Source organism: Nocardia sp. NBC_01009 (genome assembly GCF_045208035.1).
GTDB lineage: Bacteria > Actinomycetota > Actinomycetes > Mycobacteriales > Mycobacteriaceae > Nocardia.
This window is the reverse complement of record NZ_CP108695.1, coordinates 1,647,660-1,667,639: the sequence shown is the minus strand read 5'-3', so window position 1 is coordinate 1,667,639 and position 19,980 is coordinate 1,647,660. Positions and strand designations below refer to the sequence as shown.

Here is a 19,980-nt window from a genome sequence, read left to right as displayed (position 1 = left end):
CGATCTCATCTCATCTCGCTTCACGCCCAAAGAAGTAACCAACGACAATTCCGGCCAGTCCCGACACCGGCGCAAGGTATTGCGTCAACTCCGGTGCCGGGAGACCTTTGAAAATGCCGAAAATAACCCCGGCGACCGTACCGGCCACGAGCGTTGCGGCGAGTCCTGCACGGAAGCGAGCCTCCAGGATCTTGTTCCTTGCTTCTGCCTCTTCCTTCACGAGTTCGGTGCGCCTCGACTCCGCCTGCAGCTCATGGTCGCGCCGAGCCCGGTCGACAGCCTCCGTATCGGAGTATGCCGATGCCTGGTACTCGCGCTTCGCCGTGATGTAGGTCATCAACTGATCGAACGACATGGATTCGAGGCCCATTAGTCGTGAAGCACTGATGATGTCTTGGATCTCGACATGAGTGTCGAGCATCTCGTCATAGATCATCGAGGCTGAATCACCTTGCACAGGAACAGCCGAAGGGTCCTCGGCCATCTCACGTTCGGCGGTCATGGATCGAGTATCGCCCGCTACTCGGTCGCATGGTGGCCAGTCAGAAGTTCTGAAATCGCGGGCTCGGCGCGGCTGTCGGCGGCACGCCGTCCGGCGTTGTCGCGGGTGACCAGTCCCGCATCGGTCAACGTGCGCAACCGGTCGGCCAGGACGTTTGGGGGAGTTTGCTCCGCCTGTGACTGAAGCCGACGGAAATGGCGGTGGTCGCCGAACATCACGTCCGCGGCGCGAGCAGCGTCCGGCGGTCCCCGATCACCTCGATCGCGCCGTTGACGGGGCAGCCGAGCGCGGCACGTCGGACAGGAAACCTCCCGCATCGACCGCTTGCGCTTTACAAGCACTCCGGGCAAACTGATTGCATATTGCAATCAGAAAGGGTGTATTGATGACACAGCTCGTGCGCGTCCATAACTTCAACGTCTCCAGCGACGGGTACGGCGCGGGGACCGGGCAAAGCCTCGACCGTCCTTTCGGGCACGCCGACCCCGAGGCGATGTTCTCGTGGGCCGGGGCGACCGCGAGTTGGGTCAACCGCACCGAGCCCGGCGGGACACGCGGCCTCGACGACTACTGCACGCGCGAGTTCGCACGCAACATCGGGGCCGAGATCATGGGGCGCAACAAGTTCGGACCGCAGCGCGGCCCGTGGGAGAATTACGAATGGCAGGGCTGGTGGGGCGAGGAACCGCCGTTCCGCACACCAGTATTCGTTCTCACTCATCATGAACGACCCTCGTTCACCTTGGGAGAAACAACGTTTCATTTCCTGAACGCATCGCCGCGGGACACCTTGAAGCAGGCGAAGGCGGCCGCCGACGGGAAGGACGTGCGGATCGGCGGCGGGGTCGCTACGGTGCGTGCATTCCTGGACGCCGACCTCATCGACACCATGCACTTCGCTGTCGCACCCGTCGAACTCGCCCACGGCGAACGACTCTGGGACAGTCCCGATCACCTGCAGGACCGCTTCCACCTGGAGAAGATCCCGAGCCCGAGCGGCGTTGTCCACCACTTCTTCTGGCGCCGCTGAACCGGCTGACCACCTGGACCGGGGCTCGGCCGAGCCCCGGTCCAGCCGCCAGTCTTAAGTCTCAAGTAGCCGTATACCGCGCCGGCCCAACTGGCCACGGCGCGGTGGTCGACCGGCTAGATCACGAGGCAAGAACTTCCCGCGTTGATCCCGGTACCGACCGTAAGGACGACAGTTTTGGCATCCCCGTTCTGATTGACCAGGATGGTGTGCGTCCCAGCCGTCGCCGGAGCCCATCTGGCCACGTGCGTCTTCGGGGTCGGACTCCCCTCCGTCGCGGCGAACAAGACACCGTTGTCATAAAACTCCATGCCCACACCCGTGGCGCCGTTCGCGACAACCTCGTAGCTACACCCCGTCCCGAACCCATTGCTGAGCCCACCCCCAGCGATCATGACTTGAACCCCGATCTCGGCCGACGCCTGCGGCGCATTCAAGGCCAAACCAGCCGCCGCCAACACGATCGCGACCGAAACAGAGTTCCGAAGACTTCTCATCGAGTATTGACTCCTCAGGTTGCACCGGATGAATTCCAAACCATACTGTCAGACAACAACTTCCGGCTCGCTGGCCGATGCCCCTACTACTCGACACCACGCCCTGCGGCCGAACATCCTGTTCGGAATGGAGCGGAGGCAAGTGTTTCTCGTGAACCGCAGCGCGGCTATCGGCGCGTCAGGCGTGCCTCACAACATGTAGTCGCGCCAAAACGGCACGGTCACCCGAGACGTCCATTGCCCGCTGTGCCAGTCGTCGTCATCGACATCGGCGAACTCCAGACAGACCGAGGTATTCAGGTCACCGCCATAACAAATGACGTCCCCCAGCTGCCACACCGCCAGGACGGGGTATCCAGAGCTTCCGCGTCCGGCCGGCAGAAACCGGTGTACATACACGGAACCAGCGACGGCCGCCGTGCAGCCACTGCCGCACTCGAGTCACTGAATCGGCGGGGCCGGCGCCTACGCAGGTCCTCGACGAAGCCCGACTGTCGTCAAAGGGTTCGTGGATGAAGAAAAAGCTGGAGCCGCCTGCGAGAATCGAACTCGCGACCTTTTCATTACGAGTGAAGCGCTCTACCGACTGAGCTAAGGCGGCGTGCCTTTCGGCGTCGCGAGTCTATCGCCTCGGTGGCCGGATCGCGAAAACGGGTGGTCATCGTCGTTACGACGGCGGGACCAAGTGGCCGGATATCGTCATGCGGATTGGGCGGACATGAGGGTGGCGACCATGGCGGCCAGGGCGAAGCGGGGCTTGACGTTGAGGTCGAGGGCCTCGCGGCAGGCGAGGACGGCCTCGATCGAGCGGAGCAGGCCCTCGGGGCGGACGCGGTCGGCGAGATCGTGGATCTGGTCGGAGATGTCCGGGTGGGTGAGTGCGACACCGGAACCGTTGCGCGCGGCGCCGAAGCGGACCGCGAGCGCGTCGCGGTATACGCCGGCGACGTCGATCAGGGCGCGGTCGAGTGCGTCGCGGCCGGTTCGGGTGGCGCGGGATTTCTGCCTGCGCTCCAGATCCTTCAACACTCCGGCCGAGCCGCGGGTCGCTCCTGCCGCGCCCTTGCCGGTGCCACCCGCACCGAGCGCGGTCGCGAGTTCCTCCCGTTCGCGTTCGTCGCGGGCCGCGCTCATCTGCTTGGCCTCGTCGTCGGCGGACTTCACCAACTCGTCGGCCGCCGTGTACGCCGCGCCCGGCCGCGCCACCGCGGACACCAAGGCCAACGCGCGCTGACGACGCCCGCGCGCCTGCTCGTCGGTGGCAAGACGCCGCGCCCGACCGACGTGCCCGCCGCTGATCGAGGCCGCCCAGGTGGCCGTCTTCGCGTCGAGCTTGTCGCGGTCCTGCAGGACCTGCGCGATGGCGGGCACCGACGGGGTCACCAGATGTACATGCCTGCACCTGGAGCGCAGCGTCACCGAGATGTCCTCGGGGTCCACCGATGGCGCGCAGAGCAGGAAGACCGTGCGGTCCGGCGGCTCTTCGACAACCTTCAGCAGCACATTGCCCGCCGCCTCGGTCAGCCGGTCTGCATCTTCGATGAGCACCACCTGCCAGCGGCCGGTACTCGGCCGCCGCGACGCGATCTGCACGATCTCGCGCATTTCCTTGGTGCTGATACTCAGTCCTTCGGGGATCACCCGACGCACATCACCGTGGGTCCCCGCCATCGTCGTCGTGCAGGCGTGGCAGCGCCCACACCCTGGCGTGCCCTCGTCGGTGCACTGCAGTGCGGCCGCAAAGCACAGCGCCGCAACGGATCTGCCCGATCCTGGCGGCCCGGTGAACAGCCAGGAGTGCGTCATCGCGCCGGAAATACTGCCCCCGCGGGCATCGATAGCGGCAGCAGTCAGTTCGGACTCGACCACATCCTGGCCGACCAGCCGATCGAAGACACCCGCCACGCGGTACACCCTAGCCGTCCCCACCGACACCGTTATCCGCGCCGCCCACCGCGGCCTACCACCGCCCAGCGTTGCGATCCGCTACGGCATGCCACCAGGGTGGGCGCGGTCCGGTCGCCTGCGCCGTCGGCTGGTCGGGATGTAGTCCGAGCCGCCACAGCGCCTCCCCGGAGACGTAGATCATGACCGAACCACGCCAACGGCCGTCCCGGCCCTTTCCACAGGCCAGATCGAAGCGAATTTCGTTGTCCAAGAAGGGCATCCAGTCGATGCCTCGCGCACGCAGTCAAGCGCGGATGGCCGACCTCGGATGCGGGCGGCCAGGAAGATTCTCGTAGCCCTCGATGACGATCCATTCAAGGATTTCGGTGCTCATGACATCCGTGATGCCCCGCCCGTGCGGAATCAGACCCGTTGATACGTGGTGTTCGCACCGTCGAGCGCCTCGCGGAGGATGTCGGCATGCCCGCTGTGGTGGGTGATCTCGCGCAGGACGTGCAGCACCGTGAAACGCACCGTCCACCACACCCGGTCGGGTGTCCACGGGGTGGTCGGGGTGGGGATGGAGGTGTCCAGGCTCGCTTCGGCGCGGATCAGGTTCGCGGTTCCCGCTGCCACCGCTTCCCATTCGGCGAGCAAACCCGCCACCGTTTCCTCGGGGCCCATCGCATATTCGCCGTCGAACTTCGAGACGTCGAGTTCGGCGGTCTCGTCGCGTTCCTCGATGACCGTCGCCCAGTGCCGCTCGCAGCTGACCAGATGGTGCAGCAACCCACCGAGGGTCAACTCGCTGGCCGTAGTGCGCTGCCTGGCCTGGTCCTCGTCGATGCCCCGCAGCGTGATCCGGAACAGCTCGCGCTGAGCGGCCAGTGCGGCGATGAGATCCTCACGTTCCTGTTCGGCTGCCATCGGGTCCTTTCGCATCAACGATTCGCACACTACGACACCACATCCGAGCCGTCGGCGCCCGAATGATCGGGCGCCGAGGTCTGCTCAGGACTTCTTGGCGGTGGTCTTCGCAGCGGCCTTCTTCGCAACGGTCTTCGTGGCGGTGACCTTCTTGGCCGCGGTGGCCTTCTTCGCCGCGGTGGTCTTCTTGGCCGCGGTCTTCTTGGCAGGCGCCTTCTTGGCCGCGGCCTTCTTCTTCACCGGCCCGCGGGCCCGCCGATCCGCAAGCAGTTCCGAGGCCCGCTCGTCGGTGATCGACTCGACCTCGTCGCCCTTGCGCAGGCTGGCGTTGGTCTCGCCGTCGGTGACATACGGGCCGAACCGGCCGTCCTTGATCACCATCGGCTTACCGGTGGCCGCGTCATTGCCGAGCTCGCGCAGCGACGCCGCGCTTGCGGCCTGCCTGCCACGTCGCTTGGGCTCGGCGTAGATCCGCAACGCCTCGTCGAGCGACACCGTGAACAGCTGATCCTCATTCTCGAGCGAACGAGAATCAGTGCCCTTCTTCAGATATGGGCCATAGCGCCCGTTCTGCGCGGTGATTTCCTCGTTGTTGGCGGGGTCGACACCGACAACGCGCGGCAGCGACAACAGTTTCAGCGCGTCGTCGAGGGTGATCGTGGCCAGATCCATTGTCTTGAACAATGATCCGGTTCGAGGCTTCGGCGCCGCCGCCTTCTTCGCGGTCTTCTTCGCGGGCGTCTCCTCGGCGGGCGGCTCCGGCAACACCTCCGTGACGTACGGACCGAAACGGCCTTCCTTGGCGACGATTTCGTGTCCGGTCACCGGATCGGTGCCGAGCGAACGCCCCTCCTGCGGGGTGGAGAAGAGCTTCTCGGCAACCTCGGGAGTCAGCTCGTCCGGCGGCAGATCATCGGGCAGGTTGGCCCGCTGCGAAATCGAATCACCCTCGGGGTCATCGGGATTGGTGACCATCCGCTCCAGGTACGGCCCGAACCGGCCGACCCGGACGACGACATCGCGACCGTCCTCGTCGACGAAGAGCTTGATCGAGTTGACCTCGCGGGCGTCGATCTCGTCGAGCCGCTCTCCGACCATCTTCTTCAGTCCGCCGGAACGCGCGACCGAACCCTCGACACCGTGATCTCCGCCGAAATAGAAGCCGGACAACCAGTTTCCGCGCTGCTCGCGCCCACCGGCGATGGCATCGAGGTCGTCTTCCATGCCTGCGGTGAAGTCGAAGTCGACCAGTCTGCCGAAATACGACTCCAGCAGGCCGATCACCGCGAACGCCACCCATGACGGCACCAGCGCGCTACCGCGCTTGTAGACATAGCCGCGGTCCAGAATCGTCTTGATGATCGACGAATAGGTCGACGGACGTCCGATGCCGAGCTCTTCGAGCGTCTTGATCAGCGATGCTTCGGTGTATCTCGCGGGCGGATTGGTGCTGTGCCCATCGGGATTCAGCTCCACCGCGGTGACGCTCTGGCCCTCGTCGAGGGCAGGCAGCCTGGACTCGGCGTCGTCGGACTGACCGCCCGCCTCTTCGTCCACGCTCTCGACGTAGGCCTTCAGGAAGCCGGGGAAGGTGATGGTGCGACCCGAGGCCGAGAACACGCATTCCTCGCCGCTGCTCGCGACGCCGGTGATCCGCAGCGTGAGCGTGGTGCCCCTGGCGTCGGCCATCTGCGAGGCGACGGTGCGCTGCCAGATCAGCTCGTAGAGCCGGAACTCGTCGTTGTCCAGTCGGGCGTGCAGCTGGCCGGGGGTGGCGAAGGTGTCGCCGGAGGGGCGGATCGCCTCGTGCGCTTCCTGCGCGTTCTTCACCTTGCGGGTGTACTGACGCGGTGTCGGGTGCACGTACTCCGCGCCGTAGAGCTGGGTCGCCTGCGACCTGGCCGCAGCGATCGCCGACTCCGACAGGGTGGTCGAGTCGGTACGCATGTAGGTGATATAGCCGTTTTCGTACAACCGCTGCGCGACCCGCATGGTCCGATCGGAGGTGAACCGCAGCTTGCGGCCCGCCTCCTGCTGCAGCGTCGAGGTCATGAACGGCGGATACGGCTTACGGGTGTAGGGCTTGGCCTCCGCGGAAGACACCACCATGTCGGCGCCGTCGAGGGCCGCGGCGAGCCGCCGCGCGTGCGCCTCGTCCAGAACGACGACGCCGTTGCCCTTGAGCTGCCCGTCCGGACCGAAATCCCGGCCGCTGGCTACTCGGGCTCCCGCGACGTTGACCAGCCGCGCCCCGAAAGTCCGCGGGTTGGTGGCATCGCCGTTTTCCCCGCCTGCATCGAGCTTCGCCGCGATGTCCCAGTACTCGGCGGAGCGGAATGCCATCCGCTCACGTTCGCGCTGCACGATCACCCTGGTGGCGACCGACTGCACCCGGCCTGCCGACAACCGCGGCATGACCTTCTTCCACAGCACCGGGCTGACCTCGTAGCCGTACAAACGGTCGAGGATGCGGCGGGTCTCCTGCGCGTCGACGAGGTCGTTGTCGAGGTCTCTGGTGTCGGCTGCGGCGGCGAGAATGGCGGGCTCGGTGATCTCATGGAACACCATGCGCCGAACCGGGACCTTCGGCTTGAGGGTCTCCAGCAGATGCCAGGCGATGGCCTCGCCCTCGCGGTCGGGGTCGGTGGCCAGATAGAGCTCGTCGGCATCCTGCAGCAGGCTCTTGAGCTCGGATACCTTGGCCTTCTTATCCGGGCTCACCACATAGATCGGCTCGAAGTCGTTGTCGACATCGACGCCGAGACGGGCCCAGGACTGTCCCTTGTACTTGGCAGGGACGTCTGCCGCACCGCGTGGGAGGTCTCGGATATGACCGACCGAGGCTTCGACCGTGTAATTGCGGCCCAGATAGGGCGCAATTTTGCGGGCCTTGGTCGGGGACTCGACGATCACGAGACGACGCAGGGGACGGCCCTGGTCGGCTGCACCGCGGTCTCGTGTTGCCACCGGCGAATACACCTTTCCTGTCGACCCGCGCGACGCTGTTCATGCACTGCGCGGCTGGGGCAAGCGGCGGCGACAGCCTTCTAGCGCCACCAGACACGTTTATACCTTGACGCTGTGTGTGGTCGGGTGCTTGCGACCCGAACCACAGAGCGTACGCGCGTCATTGCCGACCAGTATGCCCTGTTTTTTAGCGGCACCTACCGCGCGGCGTGTTCGCGGCCTGGCGTTTCGACTGTCGCCACCAGGGCTCCGACGTGCGTCGATCGGGTCGGCAGGCCGAATGACATTGGCGCGCTTGGGTTGTGCGCGTGTCCGTTGTATCTGCCCCAGATATAGCTCGTCCCCCACCTCCGTTGCCGGTGGTGAGGGACGCGCTGTGGATCGTTGCGTGCTCAGCTGAGCGCGCGAACTCCGGTGGCCTGCGGGCCCTTGGTGCCCTGGCCAACCTCGAACTCGACCTTCTGGTTTTCCTCGAGGGTGCGGAAGCCGGACCCCTGGATCTCCGAGTAGTGGACGAAGACGTCAGCGGAGCCGTCCTCGGGCGCGATGAAGCCGAACCCCTTCTCCGCGTTGAACCACTTCACAGTTCCCTGTGCCATTCTGTTCCTTCTCTTTTCTTACCGGAACGGTGGACAAGTAGGTTCGCCCACCGGGTCCGTTCCGATCGTTGTACTGTTGGTTCCCCCTGCAGGAAAGCACCAAGCACACCGTTCGCAACATCGATCCTGCTGACGGTTTGGACTTTGGATCCGTCCCTCGAACACAGAAGCTTGCGACCAGGAACCAGTGAACCATGTCTCCGAGCAATTCAACAGTCGAGTTACCGACAATTTGCAAAAAAGTTGATCTTGCGAATGCGCAGGTGAGGGACACAATGCTGGAACCCAGACTTGAGGTTCGTTTGCTTCCCGATAACCGAGTGAGCGTCTGGCAATCCGGCTGTGACCCAGGTCGCTATTGGGTATCGAAATGGCAGGTGAAGCTTCCAAAGCGCACACGTTTCACACTTTCTGTGCGTGTCGCGATGCCCGAGTCATGAATCCGACCGAACCGACAACCCGGTTGCGTGCCAGCAACCATCTCGGCTACGGGCGATCGTTGCTGAATCGTGTCCTGAGTGAAGTCCCCGGCGGCGACCCTCGGCTGACGCACGTCGTCGAGCTGCCCGCCCGGGCGGCGGCCACCACCAACTGGCCCGATTGGGCGGCGCCCGAGGTGGTCGAGGCGTTCCGCGCCACCGGCATCACGGCGCCGTGGACGCACCAGACCAGGACCGCCGACCTGGCGGCGGGCGGCACGCACGTCGTGGTCAGCACCGGTACAGCATCCGGTAAATCGCTGGGATACCAGCTGCCCGTCCTGACGGCGCTGGGCGAGGACCCACGGGCCACCGCCCTTTATCTCGCTCCGACCAAGGCACTGGGCGCCGATCAACTGCGCGCGGTGAACGATCTGACGCACCAAGGCGCGCTCCGGGATATTCATCCAGCCGGCTACGACGGCGATACCCCGGCCGAGATCCGGCAGTGGGTGCGGGCGAACGGCCGCTGGATTTTCACCAATCCCGACATGCTGCACATCGGCATCCTGCGCTCGCACCAGCGCTGGGCCAGGGTGCTGCGCAGGCTGCGCTATGTGGTGGTCGACGAATGCCACGCCTATCGAGGCGTCTTCGGCTCGCACGTCGCGCTGGTGCTGCGCAGGTTGCAGCGAATCGCCGCACACTACGGCGCGGACCCGATATTCGTGCTGTGCTCGGCCACGACGGCAGAACCCGCGGCCGCCGCATCCCGGCTGATCGGCGCGCCTTGCGTCGCGGTGACCGAGGACGGCTCGCCGCAGGGACCGCGCACTGTCGCACTGTGGGAGCCACCCCTGCTCACCGCGGTGACCGGTGAAAATGGCGCTCCCGTTCGCCGTTCGGCCACCTCGGAGGCGGCCAGGATCATGGCAGATCTGGTGGTCGAAGGCGCTCGAACCTTGACCTTCGTCCGGTCCCGCCGGGCGGCCGAACTGACCGCCATGGAGACACGCAGGCTGCTGGCCGAGATCGATCCGAGTCTCGCCGAGCGGGTGGCCGCCTATCGCGGGGGCTATTTGGCGGAGGACCGGCGGGACCTGGAGACCGCACTGTCCACCGGGGCATTACTCGGCGCGGCCACCACGAATGCGCTCGAGCTCGGCGTCGACATCGCAGGGCTCGATGCCGTGGTGATCTCCGGGTTCCCCGGCACCGTCGCCTCGTTCTGGCAGCAGGCCGGCCGCGCGGGACGCCGCACCCAAGGCTCCCTGGTCCTGCTCGTGGCCAGAGACGATCCACTCGATACCTTCCTCGTGCACCACCCGGAGGCCCTGCTGGACAAGCCGGTCGAGGCCACCATCACCGACCCGCACAACCCCTACGTGCTCGGCCCGCAACTGCTGTGCGCGGCATTGGAACTTCCGCTCACCGATGCCGAAGTCGATGCACTCGACGCCCGCGAATTGCTTACCGACCTCGCAGGTCAGGGGCTGATTCGGCGCCGGGTTATCGCCGGGGCGAAGGGGGGCGCACGCTGGTATGTCACCGCGGAAACCCAGCCGCACGACGCCGTCGACGTGCGCGGTGGCATCGGCACGCCGGTCGCCATCGTCGACGGCGAGACCGGCAGACTGCTCGGCACGGCCGACGCCGGACGCGCCACTGCCACGCTGCACGAAGGCGCGGTTCACCTGCATCAGGGCGAGACCTACCTCGTCGACGAGCTGGACTTGGACGAGGGTGTCGCCTTCGTGCGCGCCGCCGATCCCGGCTGGACCACCAGCGCCAGGTCGGTTACCTCCATCGTGGTCGACGCGACGACGGCACAGCATCGCCACGGCCGGGTGAGCACCGCATTGACGCAGGTGCGGGTGACCAGCCAGGTCATCGGCTATCTACGCACGCTGCTCAACGGTGAAGTACTCGACCTGGTCGAGCTGGATCTGCCCGCCCAGACCCTGTCCACCCGTGCGGTGCTCTACACCGTGACGCCCGAGCTGCTTGCCCTTGCCGGCATCGATCCACAGCAGGTCCCAGGCGCGCTGCATGCCGCCGAGCACGCGGCAATCGGCCTATTACCGCTGGTAGCGACCTGTGACCGCTGGGATATCGGCGGCGTGTCCACCGCCGAACACCCGGATACAGGTCTGCCGACCGTGTTCGTCTACGACGGACAGCCCGGTGGCGCAGGCTTCGCCGAGCGCGGTTTCGCGCAGCTGCGGCGCTGGTTGTCGGCAACTCTCGCAGTGATCGAATCCTGTGCATGCGCGGCGGGCTGCCCGTCCTGCGTGCAGTCGCCCAAGTGCGGCAACGGCAACCACCCGCTGGACAAGGCGGGCGCAGGGCGTCTGCTCGCAGCCGTCATTACCGAATTGAACGCTGCCCCCTGAGCGTCCCGCCCCAGGTCGAGCCACCGAGCTCGATCCGTGACCACGCCGACCCCGCTGCGTGACCCGACGTCCAATTGGCCGGAGGATCACCAGCACGAACCGGCGGGCGGGCCCGGTCGCGCCGGGCCCGGCACGCGGTCGAATAAAAAGGAATAGATTCATGTTAACTGGGGTATTGCCACAGACTTTCCGTCTCGACATGCGCATTTATTCATTGCTTTTGTCCGGCTACTCGGGGGAATTGATGTGAGACCGCAATTATTCGATCATTCCAATTACCGAATTGCACGGCCTCGTGCCCAGCACTGACGAGTGTGGGTACGCACGGGTCACACTCCATCTTCGACAGGACCCGCACGAGCGACTGCTCGAACAGTGCAGTTTCCATACAGACCTATTGGTACATTCCGCACGACAGTGACGGTCACATCCCACTGCGTGACTTCACACTCGTGAATCCGCACTCGCATGCGCCGCGCGATCTCCAATGCCTGCGCACATCCCGCCTCCGCCCCTTGCTCCAACGCACCGGCCGCAGCCAATGCCGCGAGATCCGCGGCGGCCTGCGCGCGATGCCGACTCACCACCACGACACCGACCTGACCGACCAGCAGCGTCGCCCCGATCAGCCCCACCAGCGCCAGGCAGGCCAACACCGTCGCGCCGCCTTGCTCCGCCCGCCGCCTGTTCAGCACCTGACCATCCGAGAGCACGCCGTTCGCCGTCCCGTACCGCGCTGCACGCAGCCACTGTGCGTCCGAACACACTGTGCCCCTGGCCGGCTGTTCGATCACCGCACGACTCCCGGCTCACGTACCGCGACGGCGTCCGCACGCAGCACCAACAGCGGCAACAGCGGAGAACGGGCGGAAACGACCGCGATGACGCGGTCACCCTCGCTGCGCACCGTGATATCGGCGGTAGGCGGAGCAACCCGCGCGGCCGCCGACACCGCGTTCGACTGGTCACCCCTGGCCGCCAACCGCGCCGCCTCGCGAGCGGCATCGACACAGCGCACCTGTGCCGATGCCGCGAGAATCGCACCGAGACACAGCACCACCGCAACGACGACCGCGGCCAACGCGATGGCGGCCTCGACCGTCACCGAACCCTGCTCGTCACCGAGAACCGTTGCACCGCAGTCTGTTACCGGCCTCGCTACACCGCGGTGTTGAGCGCCCGATCGATGATCTTCGTCAAGGCATTCACGATGCTGTCGCCGGTCACCACCCCATACAGGACGGCGCCGAAGGCGGCTGCCGCAATCGTCCCGATCGCATACTCCGCGGTACTCATGCCCTCGTCCGCGACGACCGCGTGCACCAGTCGCGATCTCAGCTCCATATATACGACGCCCAGTCGATGCAGCGCCCGGTCCGTCATCCGCTCGATTCGCACCGTCTTCCCCTTTCCCTCCGGCCCGCGCGGCCGATCCGCGCGGGCAAGCCCTCCCCGGCGTGGCAGCATGCTCGGCCACGATCGCGCGTCGCCGACCTGCCGCAACATCGGTCCGGTGTCCTGGTTTCGTGATTCGCGCGCTCACAGCAGCCCGCCCTCGAGGACTCGGCCCGCGAGACCGATCACCACCGGCACGATGCCCAGGCAGATGAACGCGGGCAGAAAACACAGTCCGAGTGGGCCACTGATCATCACTCCGGCCCGCTCGGCGCGTGCCGCCGCCATGTCCTCGACCGCGCCACGGTGCTGTTCGGCCAGCTCACCGATGGCCACCGCCAGCGACGCTCCCGACCGCGCCGAGCGCCGCGCCATCCGTGCGAGCGACTCCACCTCGGCCGCTCCCGGCCTGCCCACAGCGTCTACGGCCGCTCGCTCCCATGCTGTCGCCGCGTCCGCCCCCAGCGCCAGCAGATCGGCGGCTCGGACCAGCGCAGCACCGAGCACCGCCGGCGCGCCCGGCGCCACCACCCGCGCCGCACCCGCCATCGGCAGCCCCGCCCGCAGGCATGCGGCGAGCAGATCGAACACCGAAGCGACCGCAAGCGGATCATCGCTACCCCTACGCCCCGGCACCCTGACCAGTGGCTCCGAACCACCGCCGCGCAGCGACCGTAGTCGCCGGGTCACCGCCACCCGCCCAGGCAACACCACGAGCGTTAGCGCCAGCAGCAACACCACCCCACCGGAAATTCCCATCACTCCGCCTCCCTTCAATCGACTGCCGCCGCGCCCGGCAATCGAGCTGTACCGCGCCTGTCGAGCCGATCCTTCGCACGATCACCGACCCTGGCGAGAGGCCATTCCGGCGGCCGCCCGCGCAGCGGTGACTCGGCTGACCTGCCACCGCAAGCTCGACCACAAGCCGTTTCATGCCAGCACCTTTCGAGTGATCGCATCCGTCCACAGCAGGCCCGCGCACGCGAGGCCGGTGCCGAGCGGAAGCAGGACGGCGCCTGCGGCGGAGGCGAACAGGATGTTCAGCGGTGCGGCGCCCATCAGTTGGCCGAGGGCGAGGCCGAGCAAAGGGAGGCAGGCCAGGACAGCGGCGGTGGCGCGGGCACCTGCCAGTGCGGCCGCGGTTCGGCCACGAAAACGGATGCGCCCCTGGAGATCTGCACGGGCCGCGGACAGTAGTTCGGCGAGGGCGAGGCCGTGGTGTTCGGCGACCCGCCAAGCGTCGGCTATCCCGGCCAGCTCGGGGGCCACCACGGAGTCCGGGTGGCGCAGACCGTCAGCGCCCGAACCGCCCAGTCGGCTGCGGGCCGCGCTGACGGCGAATGCGCGCGCCGCCGCGCCGCCGGATTCGTGTGCCGCGACCGCGGCGGCCGCGCTCGGGTGCGCACCTACCCGCAGCTCCCCGATGACGGCTTCGACCGCGTCGAGCAGGTACGCGCATTCGACATTGTGTAAGCGGTCGTGCCGAGCACGACGAAACCGGATACCAACTGTGCCCGTCACCAGCGCCGCAGCGATCAGCGGGCCGAATCCGGCGACCGCTGTCGCGGCGAGGCCGATCCCGATGCCCACGCTGAACAGGCTGCTGCGCTGTGGTTTCCGCGTGACGCCGGAGGGAACGAACAGGTCGATGAAGCGGCGACGCGCTCTCGGCGACGGAGCGCTCAACAGCGCGAGTACCAGACACGTCAGTGCCACGATCATCGGTCGAGCCGTTCGTCGAGGAGCTCTGCCAGTTCGGTAGCAGCCGCAGCCGGGCCGTGGTCGGCTCGCCAGGCCGCCGCGATGCGGACATGTCCGGAGTCATCGCGCCGGACGACGCCGATTTCGCGCAGTCCGCGAGAACCATCCGCCCTTCGATGCACGTGCATCACCACCTGCACCGCGGCGGCGAGCTGACTATGCAGTGCAGCCCGGTCCATACCTCCCAGTGCCGCAAGGGCTTCCAGGCGCGCGGGAACTTCCTGGGGCGAGTTCGCATGCACGGTCCCCGCTCCCCCGTCATGTCCCGTGTTGAGCGCAGTGAGCAGGTCGACCACCTCCGCGCCGCGCACCTCACCGACCACGATCCGGTCCGGTCGCATCCGCAGTGCCTGGCGTACCAGGTCGCGCATCGTCACCTCGCCGACGCCTTCGACATTCGCGGTGCGCGCGACCAGCCGTACGACATGGGGATGCGGGGGCGCGAGCTCCGCCGCGTCCTCCACACAGATGATTCGTTCCTCGGGCCCTACCTCGGCCAGCAGGCTGGACAACAAGGTGGTCTTCCCCGCACCGGTGCCGCCGACGACCAGGAAGGCAAGCCGAGCTCGAATGATCCGCTCCAACAGCAGTTTCGCCTCCGGCGCCACCGCGCCGGAGGCCGCGAGCGCATCCAGCCCCTGCGTGGCGGGACGCAGCACGCGCAGTGAAACACAGGTACCGCCGTGCGCCACCGGCGCCAAGACCGCATGAAGCCGGACACCGAAGGAATCCCCCAGCGCTCCTTCCCTTCCCGAGAGTCTGCCGTCGACCCACGGCTGCGCATCGTCGAGCCGCCGCCCTGCCGAAAGGGCAAGCCGCTGCGCCAGTCTGCGCACGGCGGCCTCATCCGGAAACGTGACCGACGTCTTTCGCAACCCGTGACCCCGGTCGATCCAGACGGCATCCGGCGCGGTGACCAGAACGTCAGCAACCTGCGGATCTTGCAGCAGCGGCTCCAATACCCCGGCACCGGTCATCTCCGTCTGCAACAACCGGAGTGCACGCAGCAGATCCGTGTCACCGAGGACCCCGCCTGCCTCGGCCCGAATAGCGGCTGCCACCTGCGCCGGATCCGGATCCCCCGCCCCGCCCGCAAGACGTTCCCGCACCCGATCCAGCAGCTCGGACGTCACCAAGGCGCTCATCGCAGGCCCCGCCCTGCGGGGGCGCTCAGCACCGCCAGCACCGCGTCTGCCGCGTCGCGGAGTGGGCCGCGGCGACGGACGGTCAGGCCGCCGCGTTCGAGGCGGGCGGCGAGGCCCGCTTGGGCTCGGACAGCGGCGAGCAGCGGCAGGTCGAGCACCTCGGCAACCTCGTTTCCGCGTAGCCCGCCGGGTGCTGGGCCGCGTACTACCAAGCCCTGGTTGGGGTTTCGTCTGCCGATGTAGGCGGCGACGGATTCTGCCGCGGCCATCGCGCGCAGCCTGGCCGGAACAACCAGCACCACGAGGTCCGCCGAGTCGAGCATTTGGTCGGCGTGCGGGCCGCGCTCGCCGGATATGTCGCAAACCACCAAATCGCCTGCGGCACGGCCTGCTTCGACGACAGCGTGCACCGCGGTGGGGCCGATCTCGCTCGGCAAGCGTCCGGCACCACCGCGTCCACAGGACAGCACGGCGAGCCCGGGGGCCGCCGCGGGCAGTGCACTGTGCAGTGCCGACGCGGACACCCGGCCATCCTCGATCACCAGATCGGGCCAGCGCAGCCCTGCGGCCATCTCGATGCCGAGCAGCAGGTCGAGGCCGCCGCCGAGCGGTGCGCCATCGACGAGCACGGTGTCTCGCCGGAACCGTTCGGCAGCGGCGCGCAGAGCGGTGGCCGCGGCGAGAACGGATGCGCCCGCACCGCCGCCGGCCCCGGCAATCGCGACGACCACACCGTCCCCCATCCGGTTTTCACCGTACTCAGCAAACTTCTCGATAAGCCCGACCGCGGCGCCGGGGAGCGCGATCACCCGCTCGGCTCCGACCGCTGCGGCGGCCTGCCAATCGCACATATCCGGCTCGCGGTCGGTCACCAGAACGACCCCGACACGCCGCAGATATCCGACCGTCGCACACTGCCCCGCCATGGCTGTGTCGAGGATCACCAGCGGGGCACCGGTCCACGCGTGCCTGCCCATCGGCAGCTCGCGTTCGTCGAGCCCGCGTTCCGCAGCGGCCGCGACACGCCGCACTTCGTCCCGAAGGCGGGTATCGCTGATGAGCACGAGTGCCGGCGGCGTCGTGACCGGCGGCGCAGCTTCGAAATCCATGCAGGTCAGCGTGGTCGAAGGCGAAGCAGTGCAATAGAGGCAATATGCCGAATGTGGATAACTCCGGGGATGTGGATAGATCCGGAGTGAGAGAGAAGTCGAACCGTCCCCTGAATAGAGGACGGCCCCAGCCGGGGGGGGAGGAGGCTGGGGCCGTCGGGTTCAGCCCCGGGGGGTCGGGCTGAACGCGCCTGGACCATGTCCAGGTGCCAGCAATACTACACCCAAGCCCCGGCCACAACGCAAGTCTGTCGTCGGACAACTTTATGGCTGTCACCGGCCCGGCGTCTCCAGGGCAAACCCACCGAGAGGCCCCGGAACACGACCCGCTACCCGCCCGAATTCGTCTCCAAAACGCGCTCGACAGACCCGGTGTGCGGTCCGCAGTCACCGCCCGAAGTGGCACTGCCGGATGCAGTCCGTCTGTCGCCTGCGCTCGACGGAGCGGATGCGCAGTCACCGCCCGAAGTAACGCTGCCGGACGCAGTCCGTCTGTCGCCTGCGCTCGACGGAGCGGATGCGCAGTCACCGCCCGAAGTAACGCTGCCGGACGCAGTCCGTCTGTCGCCTGCGCTCGACGGAGCGGATGCGCAGTCACCGCCTATTCTGAACGAGTGACTGCCGAGGGTGACCGAACCGGGCTTCCGGACCAACAAACCACCGGCGGCGGACGTGTCGCTGCCTTCTTCGATCTCGACAAGACAGTGATCGCGAAATCGAGCACCTTCGTGTTCAGCAAGCCGTTCTATGCACAGGGTCTGTTGAACCGCCGCGCGGTGCTCGAGAGCAGCTACGCACACTTTCTGTTCATGCTGTCGGGCGCGGACCACGATCAGATGGAGCGGATGCGCGCCCACCTGACGAACATGTGTGCGGGCTGGGACGTCGAACAAGTGAAATCCATTGTGGCCGAGACGCTGCACGAGCTGGTCGACCCGCTGATCTATGCCGAAGCGGCCGATCTCATCGCCGATCACAAGATCCGCGGTCACGACGTGGTGATCGTGTCCGCTTCCGGCGAGGAGATCGTCGGCCCGATCGCCGAGGCGCTCGGCGCCTCGCACACCGCCGCAACGCGAATGGTCGTCGCGGACGGTCGATACACCGGCGAGGTCGAGTTCTACTGCTACGGCGAAGGCAAGGTCGCCGCGATCGAAAAGCTCGCCGCCAGTGAGGGTTACGACCTTTCGCGGTGCTATGCCTACTCCGATTCGGTGACCGATCTGCCGATGCTCGGCGCGGTCGGCCATCCGACGGCGGTGAACCCCGATCGCAACCTGCGGCGCGAGGCGCTGGCCAAGGGCTGGCCGACCCTGACGTTCTCGAACCCGGTTTCGCTGTGGTCTCGCTTCCAGACCCCGTCGTCTACCACCCTTGCCGCGACCGCGGTGGTCGGATTGAGCGCGGTGGTGGCGGGCGCACTCAGCTACCGATTACTGCGCCGCCGCCGCTGAGGCTTAACTGATACAAGCCTGCCTGCCACACTGGCTGCTAGAGAGCCAGCGGGGTACTTGCCGAAGCGTTTGCTGACACGGCGTTCGCAACGTCGCGACCAGGGATTTAACCACGAAACGCCGATGAACACGCCGATTATTGAATGTTTTCCGAAGCCTTGATGTGAGGGCTGTCACAGTGTAAAAAGGTAACTACGGAAGGTCGGAAGGCCAAGGCAGAGCCGGAAGAGAAGGTTCAGTCTCCCGTCCACCCTTCCCAGCACGGATGCCAGGTACCCACGCGGAGCGCGCCGCGACAAGGGCAGAAGCGTTGTGGGCCTGCGAGATTCGAATTGTCGACGGCGAGGGCCTCGCACAGGTTGCGGGGATGAACCGGCGGAGTTCGAATTGTCGCCGAGGCCGAAAGACCACAACCCACCTAGCACGCTTGGTAACCGGGTTTCCGTGCTAGCGGGCGGTGAGGTCGTTCAACGACAACGCCGCCCGCTTTGACGTGCAGGGGCCACTGGGCCCGAGCAGGCAAGGCCACTGCGCACTGGGCCCGAGCGCAGGCGAGGCAACCGCGCGCTGGGCCGAGCGCAGGCGAGGCAACCGCCTATCCCGACGCCGAATCGGCGATCGACCTCGCCTCACGAGCGCCGTCCTCGAGGGCGCCACAGCACAGGATCACCCAGCTACCGACGGCATTCGCCTCTCCCGTGCCGAACCCGGCCGCGGCATCCAGATACGCCTGCCGCCGACGCAGCCAGAACACCTCGGGCACGCCGAGGCTGTGCGGGTCGAGCCCACTGGACACCGCGACAAGTCGGGACGCCCCCCGCGCGACGATGCCGTCGGCCGTACCGAACGGCCGCAACGCCAACAGCTCGCCATGCACCACCGCGGCGACAACCGGCGCAGGCGCGGTGGACCCGAGCACCGTCTGCACCAGCAGGTCGAGCCGTTCGGCAACGCCTGCGTCGGTACGGGGCCTACCGAGCAGCGCCTCGTCGGTCACCAGATCGGCGGCGGCCAGCAGATGCAGCCGAGCCAGCGCCTGCAAGGGGGCACGCCGCCAGGTGCCGGCGAGATTGCGCAGGGCATCGCCGTCCAGCGCCTGCCCCACCCGCAGCGACCCGGCCAGGATCGGATCGCCGACCCGGCCGTCGGCGGGCAGTTCGATCGAACCGCCGTCGATCGCGGCGGACGACCGGGCCGCACGCACCGCGGCCTCGGCGGCCGTGGTCGGCCAGCCGCGCCGGTTCGCCTTGTGCCGATGCACGTCGGCGAGCGCGTCGCGGGCCCGATCGGCGCTGTCGCGCACACCGGGCAGATCGACGAGAGGCTGTAGCGGATCGGTCACGGGATACGAGGCTAGTTCAGCCGCTCAGCGCCACTCGGTGCCGGGCGATGGTCTCCTCGATCCCGGTCAGCGCCGCGAGCTGCTCGGGAGTCAGCAGGTCGAGGAAGTGCCGATGCACCGACGCGAGGTGGACAGGCCCCGCCGCTGCCAGCGCCCGCCGCCCGGGCTCGGCGAGCACGACGTCGTCACCGCGCCCATCACGTTCACACGGCTCGCGCGCGATCAGGCCGCGCCGCTGCATCCGCCCGAGCTGGCGGGACAGGCGGCTGTGCGGCCAGTGCATCCGCGCCGCAAGGCCGCTCACCCGCACGCATTCCCGCTCGGCCGCCATCTCCGCCACGGCGGTGAGCACGTCATGGTCCGGCATCGACAGCCCGGTGCCGGACTCCAAATCGCGGGCGATCTCGGTGTCCACGAGCAGCGGCAGCCGCCGGTAGGCCGCCCAGGCGGTCTGCGCATCACCGGCCGCGCGACGGTTCGATGTCTTGGGCATGTAACCAGCCTACCGGTTCTTGTTTACATGTAACGAAGTTGCCGATACGGTATCCGTTAC

At 67.1% G+C, this 19,980-nt stretch carries 19 protein-coding genes and 1 tRNA gene; 3 read left to right on the top strand and 17 right to left on the bottom strand.

What is annotated here, in order from left to right; all coding sequences use genetic code 11:
* Positions 1-10: 10 nt before the first annotated feature.
* Positions 11-502, bottom strand: a complete 492-nt coding sequence (locus tag OHA42_RS07250; RefSeq protein WP_406235601.1) for a hypothetical protein — start codon at positions 500-502, stop codon at positions 11-13.
* A 385-nt stretch (positions 503-887) separates the two neighbouring features.
* Here OHA42_RS07250 and OHA42_RS07245 point away from each other — a divergent pair, with 385 nt between their 5' ends.
* Complete coding sequence (locus OHA42_RS07245) at positions 888-1,532, top strand: dihydrofolate reductase family protein (protein WP_406235599.1); 645 nt, start codon at positions 888-890, stop codon at positions 1,530-1,532.
* A 116-nt stretch (positions 1,533-1,648) separates the two neighbouring features.
* Here the strand turns inward: OHA42_RS07245 and OHA42_RS07240 are convergent, their stop codons facing one another.
* The 7 genes from OHA42_RS07240 to OHA42_RS07210 all read right to left on the bottom strand — a co-directional run bounded on the left by OHA42_RS07240 (position 1,649) and on the right by OHA42_RS07210 (position 8,409).
* Positions 1,649-2,029 (bottom strand): hypothetical protein, encoded by a 381-nt coding sequence (locus tag OHA42_RS07240; protein WP_406235598.1) that lies wholly within the window; start codon positions 2,027-2,029, stop codon positions 1,649-1,651.
* 525 nt (positions 2,030-2,554) lie between these two features.
* Positions 2,555-2,630, bottom strand: a tRNA-Thr gene (locus tag OHA42_RS07235).
* 98 nt (positions 2,631-2,728) lie between these two features.
* The gene (locus OHA42_RS07230; protein ID WP_406235596.1) at positions 2,729-3,934 is read right to left on the bottom strand and encodes a DNA polymerase III subunit delta'; all 1,206 of its coding nucleotides are present in this window, start codon (positions 3,932-3,934) and stop codon (positions 2,729-2,731) included.
* A 55-nt stretch (positions 3,935-3,989) separates the two neighbouring features.
* A complete protein-coding gene (locus OHA42_RS07225) occupies positions 3,990-4,187 on the bottom strand; it encodes a hypothetical protein (RefSeq protein ID WP_406235594.1) in 198 nt (65 codons plus the stop codon).
* Between the two features lie 152 nt (positions 4,188-4,339).
* Positions 4,340-4,843 carry a DinB family protein gene (locus tag OHA42_RS07220; protein WP_406235592.1) on the bottom strand — a complete coding sequence of 168 codons (504 nt, stop codon included), beginning with the start codon at positions 4,841-4,843 and terminating at the stop codon, positions 4,340-4,342.
* Between the two features lie 84 nt (positions 4,844-4,927).
* Positions 4,928-7,810 carry a type I DNA topoisomerase gene (gene topA / locus OHA42_RS07215; RefSeq protein ID WP_406235591.1) on the bottom strand — a complete coding sequence of 961 codons (2,883 nt, stop codon included), beginning with the start codon at positions 7,808-7,810 and terminating at the stop codon, positions 4,928-4,930.
* Between the two features lie 392 nt (positions 7,811-8,202).
* Positions 8,203-8,409: a cold-shock protein gene (locus OHA42_RS07210; RefSeq protein ID WP_011206895.1), complete on the bottom strand. Its 207-nt coding sequence runs from the start codon at positions 8,407-8,409 to the stop codon at positions 8,203-8,205.
* A gap of 436 nt (positions 8,410-8,845) precedes the next feature.
* Here OHA42_RS07210 and OHA42_RS07205 point away from each other — a divergent pair, with 436 nt between their 5' ends.
* Positions 8,846-11,221 carry a DEAD/DEAH box helicase gene (locus OHA42_RS07205; RefSeq protein ID WP_406235588.1) on the top strand — a complete coding sequence of 792 codons (2,376 nt, stop codon included), beginning with the start codon at positions 8,846-8,848 and terminating at the stop codon, positions 11,219-11,221.
* Positions 11,222-11,550: 329 nt separating this feature from the next.
* On the opposite strand, the gene OHA42_RS07200 is transcribed toward OHA42_RS07205, so the two are convergent.
* From OHA42_RS07200 to ssd, 7 genes are all read right to left on the bottom strand, one after another.
* Positions 11,551-12,015: an Rv3654c family TadE-like protein gene (locus OHA42_RS07200; protein ID WP_406235586.1), complete on the bottom strand. Its 465-nt coding sequence runs from the start codon at positions 12,013-12,015 to the stop codon at positions 11,551-11,553.
* Positions 12,012-12,326 carry a TadE family type IV pilus minor pilin gene (locus tag OHA42_RS07195; protein WP_406235584.1) on the bottom strand — a complete coding sequence of 105 codons (315 nt, stop codon included), beginning with the start codon at positions 12,324-12,326 and terminating at the stop codon, positions 12,012-12,014. The genes OHA42_RS07200 and OHA42_RS07195 overlap by 4 nt, the downstream gene beginning before the upstream one ends.
* A 53-nt stretch (positions 12,327-12,379) precedes the next feature.
* Positions 12,380-12,565, bottom strand: coding sequence for a DUF4244 domain-containing protein (locus OHA42_RS07190; RefSeq protein ID WP_328412642.1), 186 nt, complete (start codon positions 12,563-12,565; stop codon positions 12,380-12,382).
* A 195-nt stretch (positions 12,566-12,760) separates the two neighbouring features.
* Entirely contained in the window at positions 12,761-13,375 is a 615-nt protein-coding gene (locus OHA42_RS07185; protein WP_406235582.1) for a type II secretion system F family protein, read from the bottom strand.
* A gap of 171 nt (positions 13,376-13,546) precedes the next feature.
* Complete coding sequence (locus OHA42_RS07180; protein WP_406235581.1) at positions 13,547-14,338, bottom strand: type II secretion system F family protein; 792 nt, start codon at positions 14,336-14,338, stop codon at positions 13,547-13,549.
* Positions 14,335-15,522 (bottom strand): TadA family conjugal transfer-associated ATPase, encoded by a 1,188-nt coding sequence (locus tag OHA42_RS07175; protein ID WP_406235579.1) that lies wholly within the window; start codon positions 15,520-15,522, stop codon positions 14,335-14,337. Before OHA42_RS07175 ends, OHA42_RS07180 begins: the two co-directional genes overlap by 4 nt.
* Entirely contained in the window at positions 15,519-16,631 is a 1,113-nt protein-coding gene (ssd, locus tag OHA42_RS07170) for a septum site-determining protein Ssd (protein WP_406235577.1), read from the bottom strand. The genes OHA42_RS07175 and ssd overlap by 4 nt, the downstream gene beginning before the upstream one ends.
* A gap of 614 nt (positions 16,632-17,245) precedes the next feature.
* Between ssd and OHA42_RS07165 the strand changes: the two genes are divergently transcribed.
* The gene (locus tag OHA42_RS07165; protein ID WP_406235575.1) at positions 17,246-18,085 is read left to right on the top strand and encodes an HAD-IB family hydrolase; all 840 of its coding nucleotides are present in this window, start codon (positions 17,246-17,248) and stop codon (positions 18,083-18,085) included.
* A gap of 595 nt (positions 18,086-18,680) precedes the next feature.
* Here the strand turns inward: OHA42_RS07165 and OHA42_RS07160 are convergent.
* Both OHA42_RS07160 and OHA42_RS07155 read right to left on the bottom strand, forming a co-directional pair.
* Complete coding sequence (locus tag OHA42_RS07160) at positions 18,681-19,427, bottom strand: oxidoreductase (RefSeq protein WP_406235574.1); 747 nt, start codon at positions 19,425-19,427, stop codon at positions 18,681-18,683.
* Between the two features lie 16 nt (positions 19,428-19,443).
* Positions 19,444-19,920: a MarR family winged helix-turn-helix transcriptional regulator gene (locus tag OHA42_RS07155; RefSeq protein WP_406235572.1), complete on the bottom strand. Its 477-nt coding sequence runs from the start codon at positions 19,918-19,920 to the stop codon at positions 19,444-19,446.
* Positions 19,921-19,980: the final 60 nt, after the last annotated feature.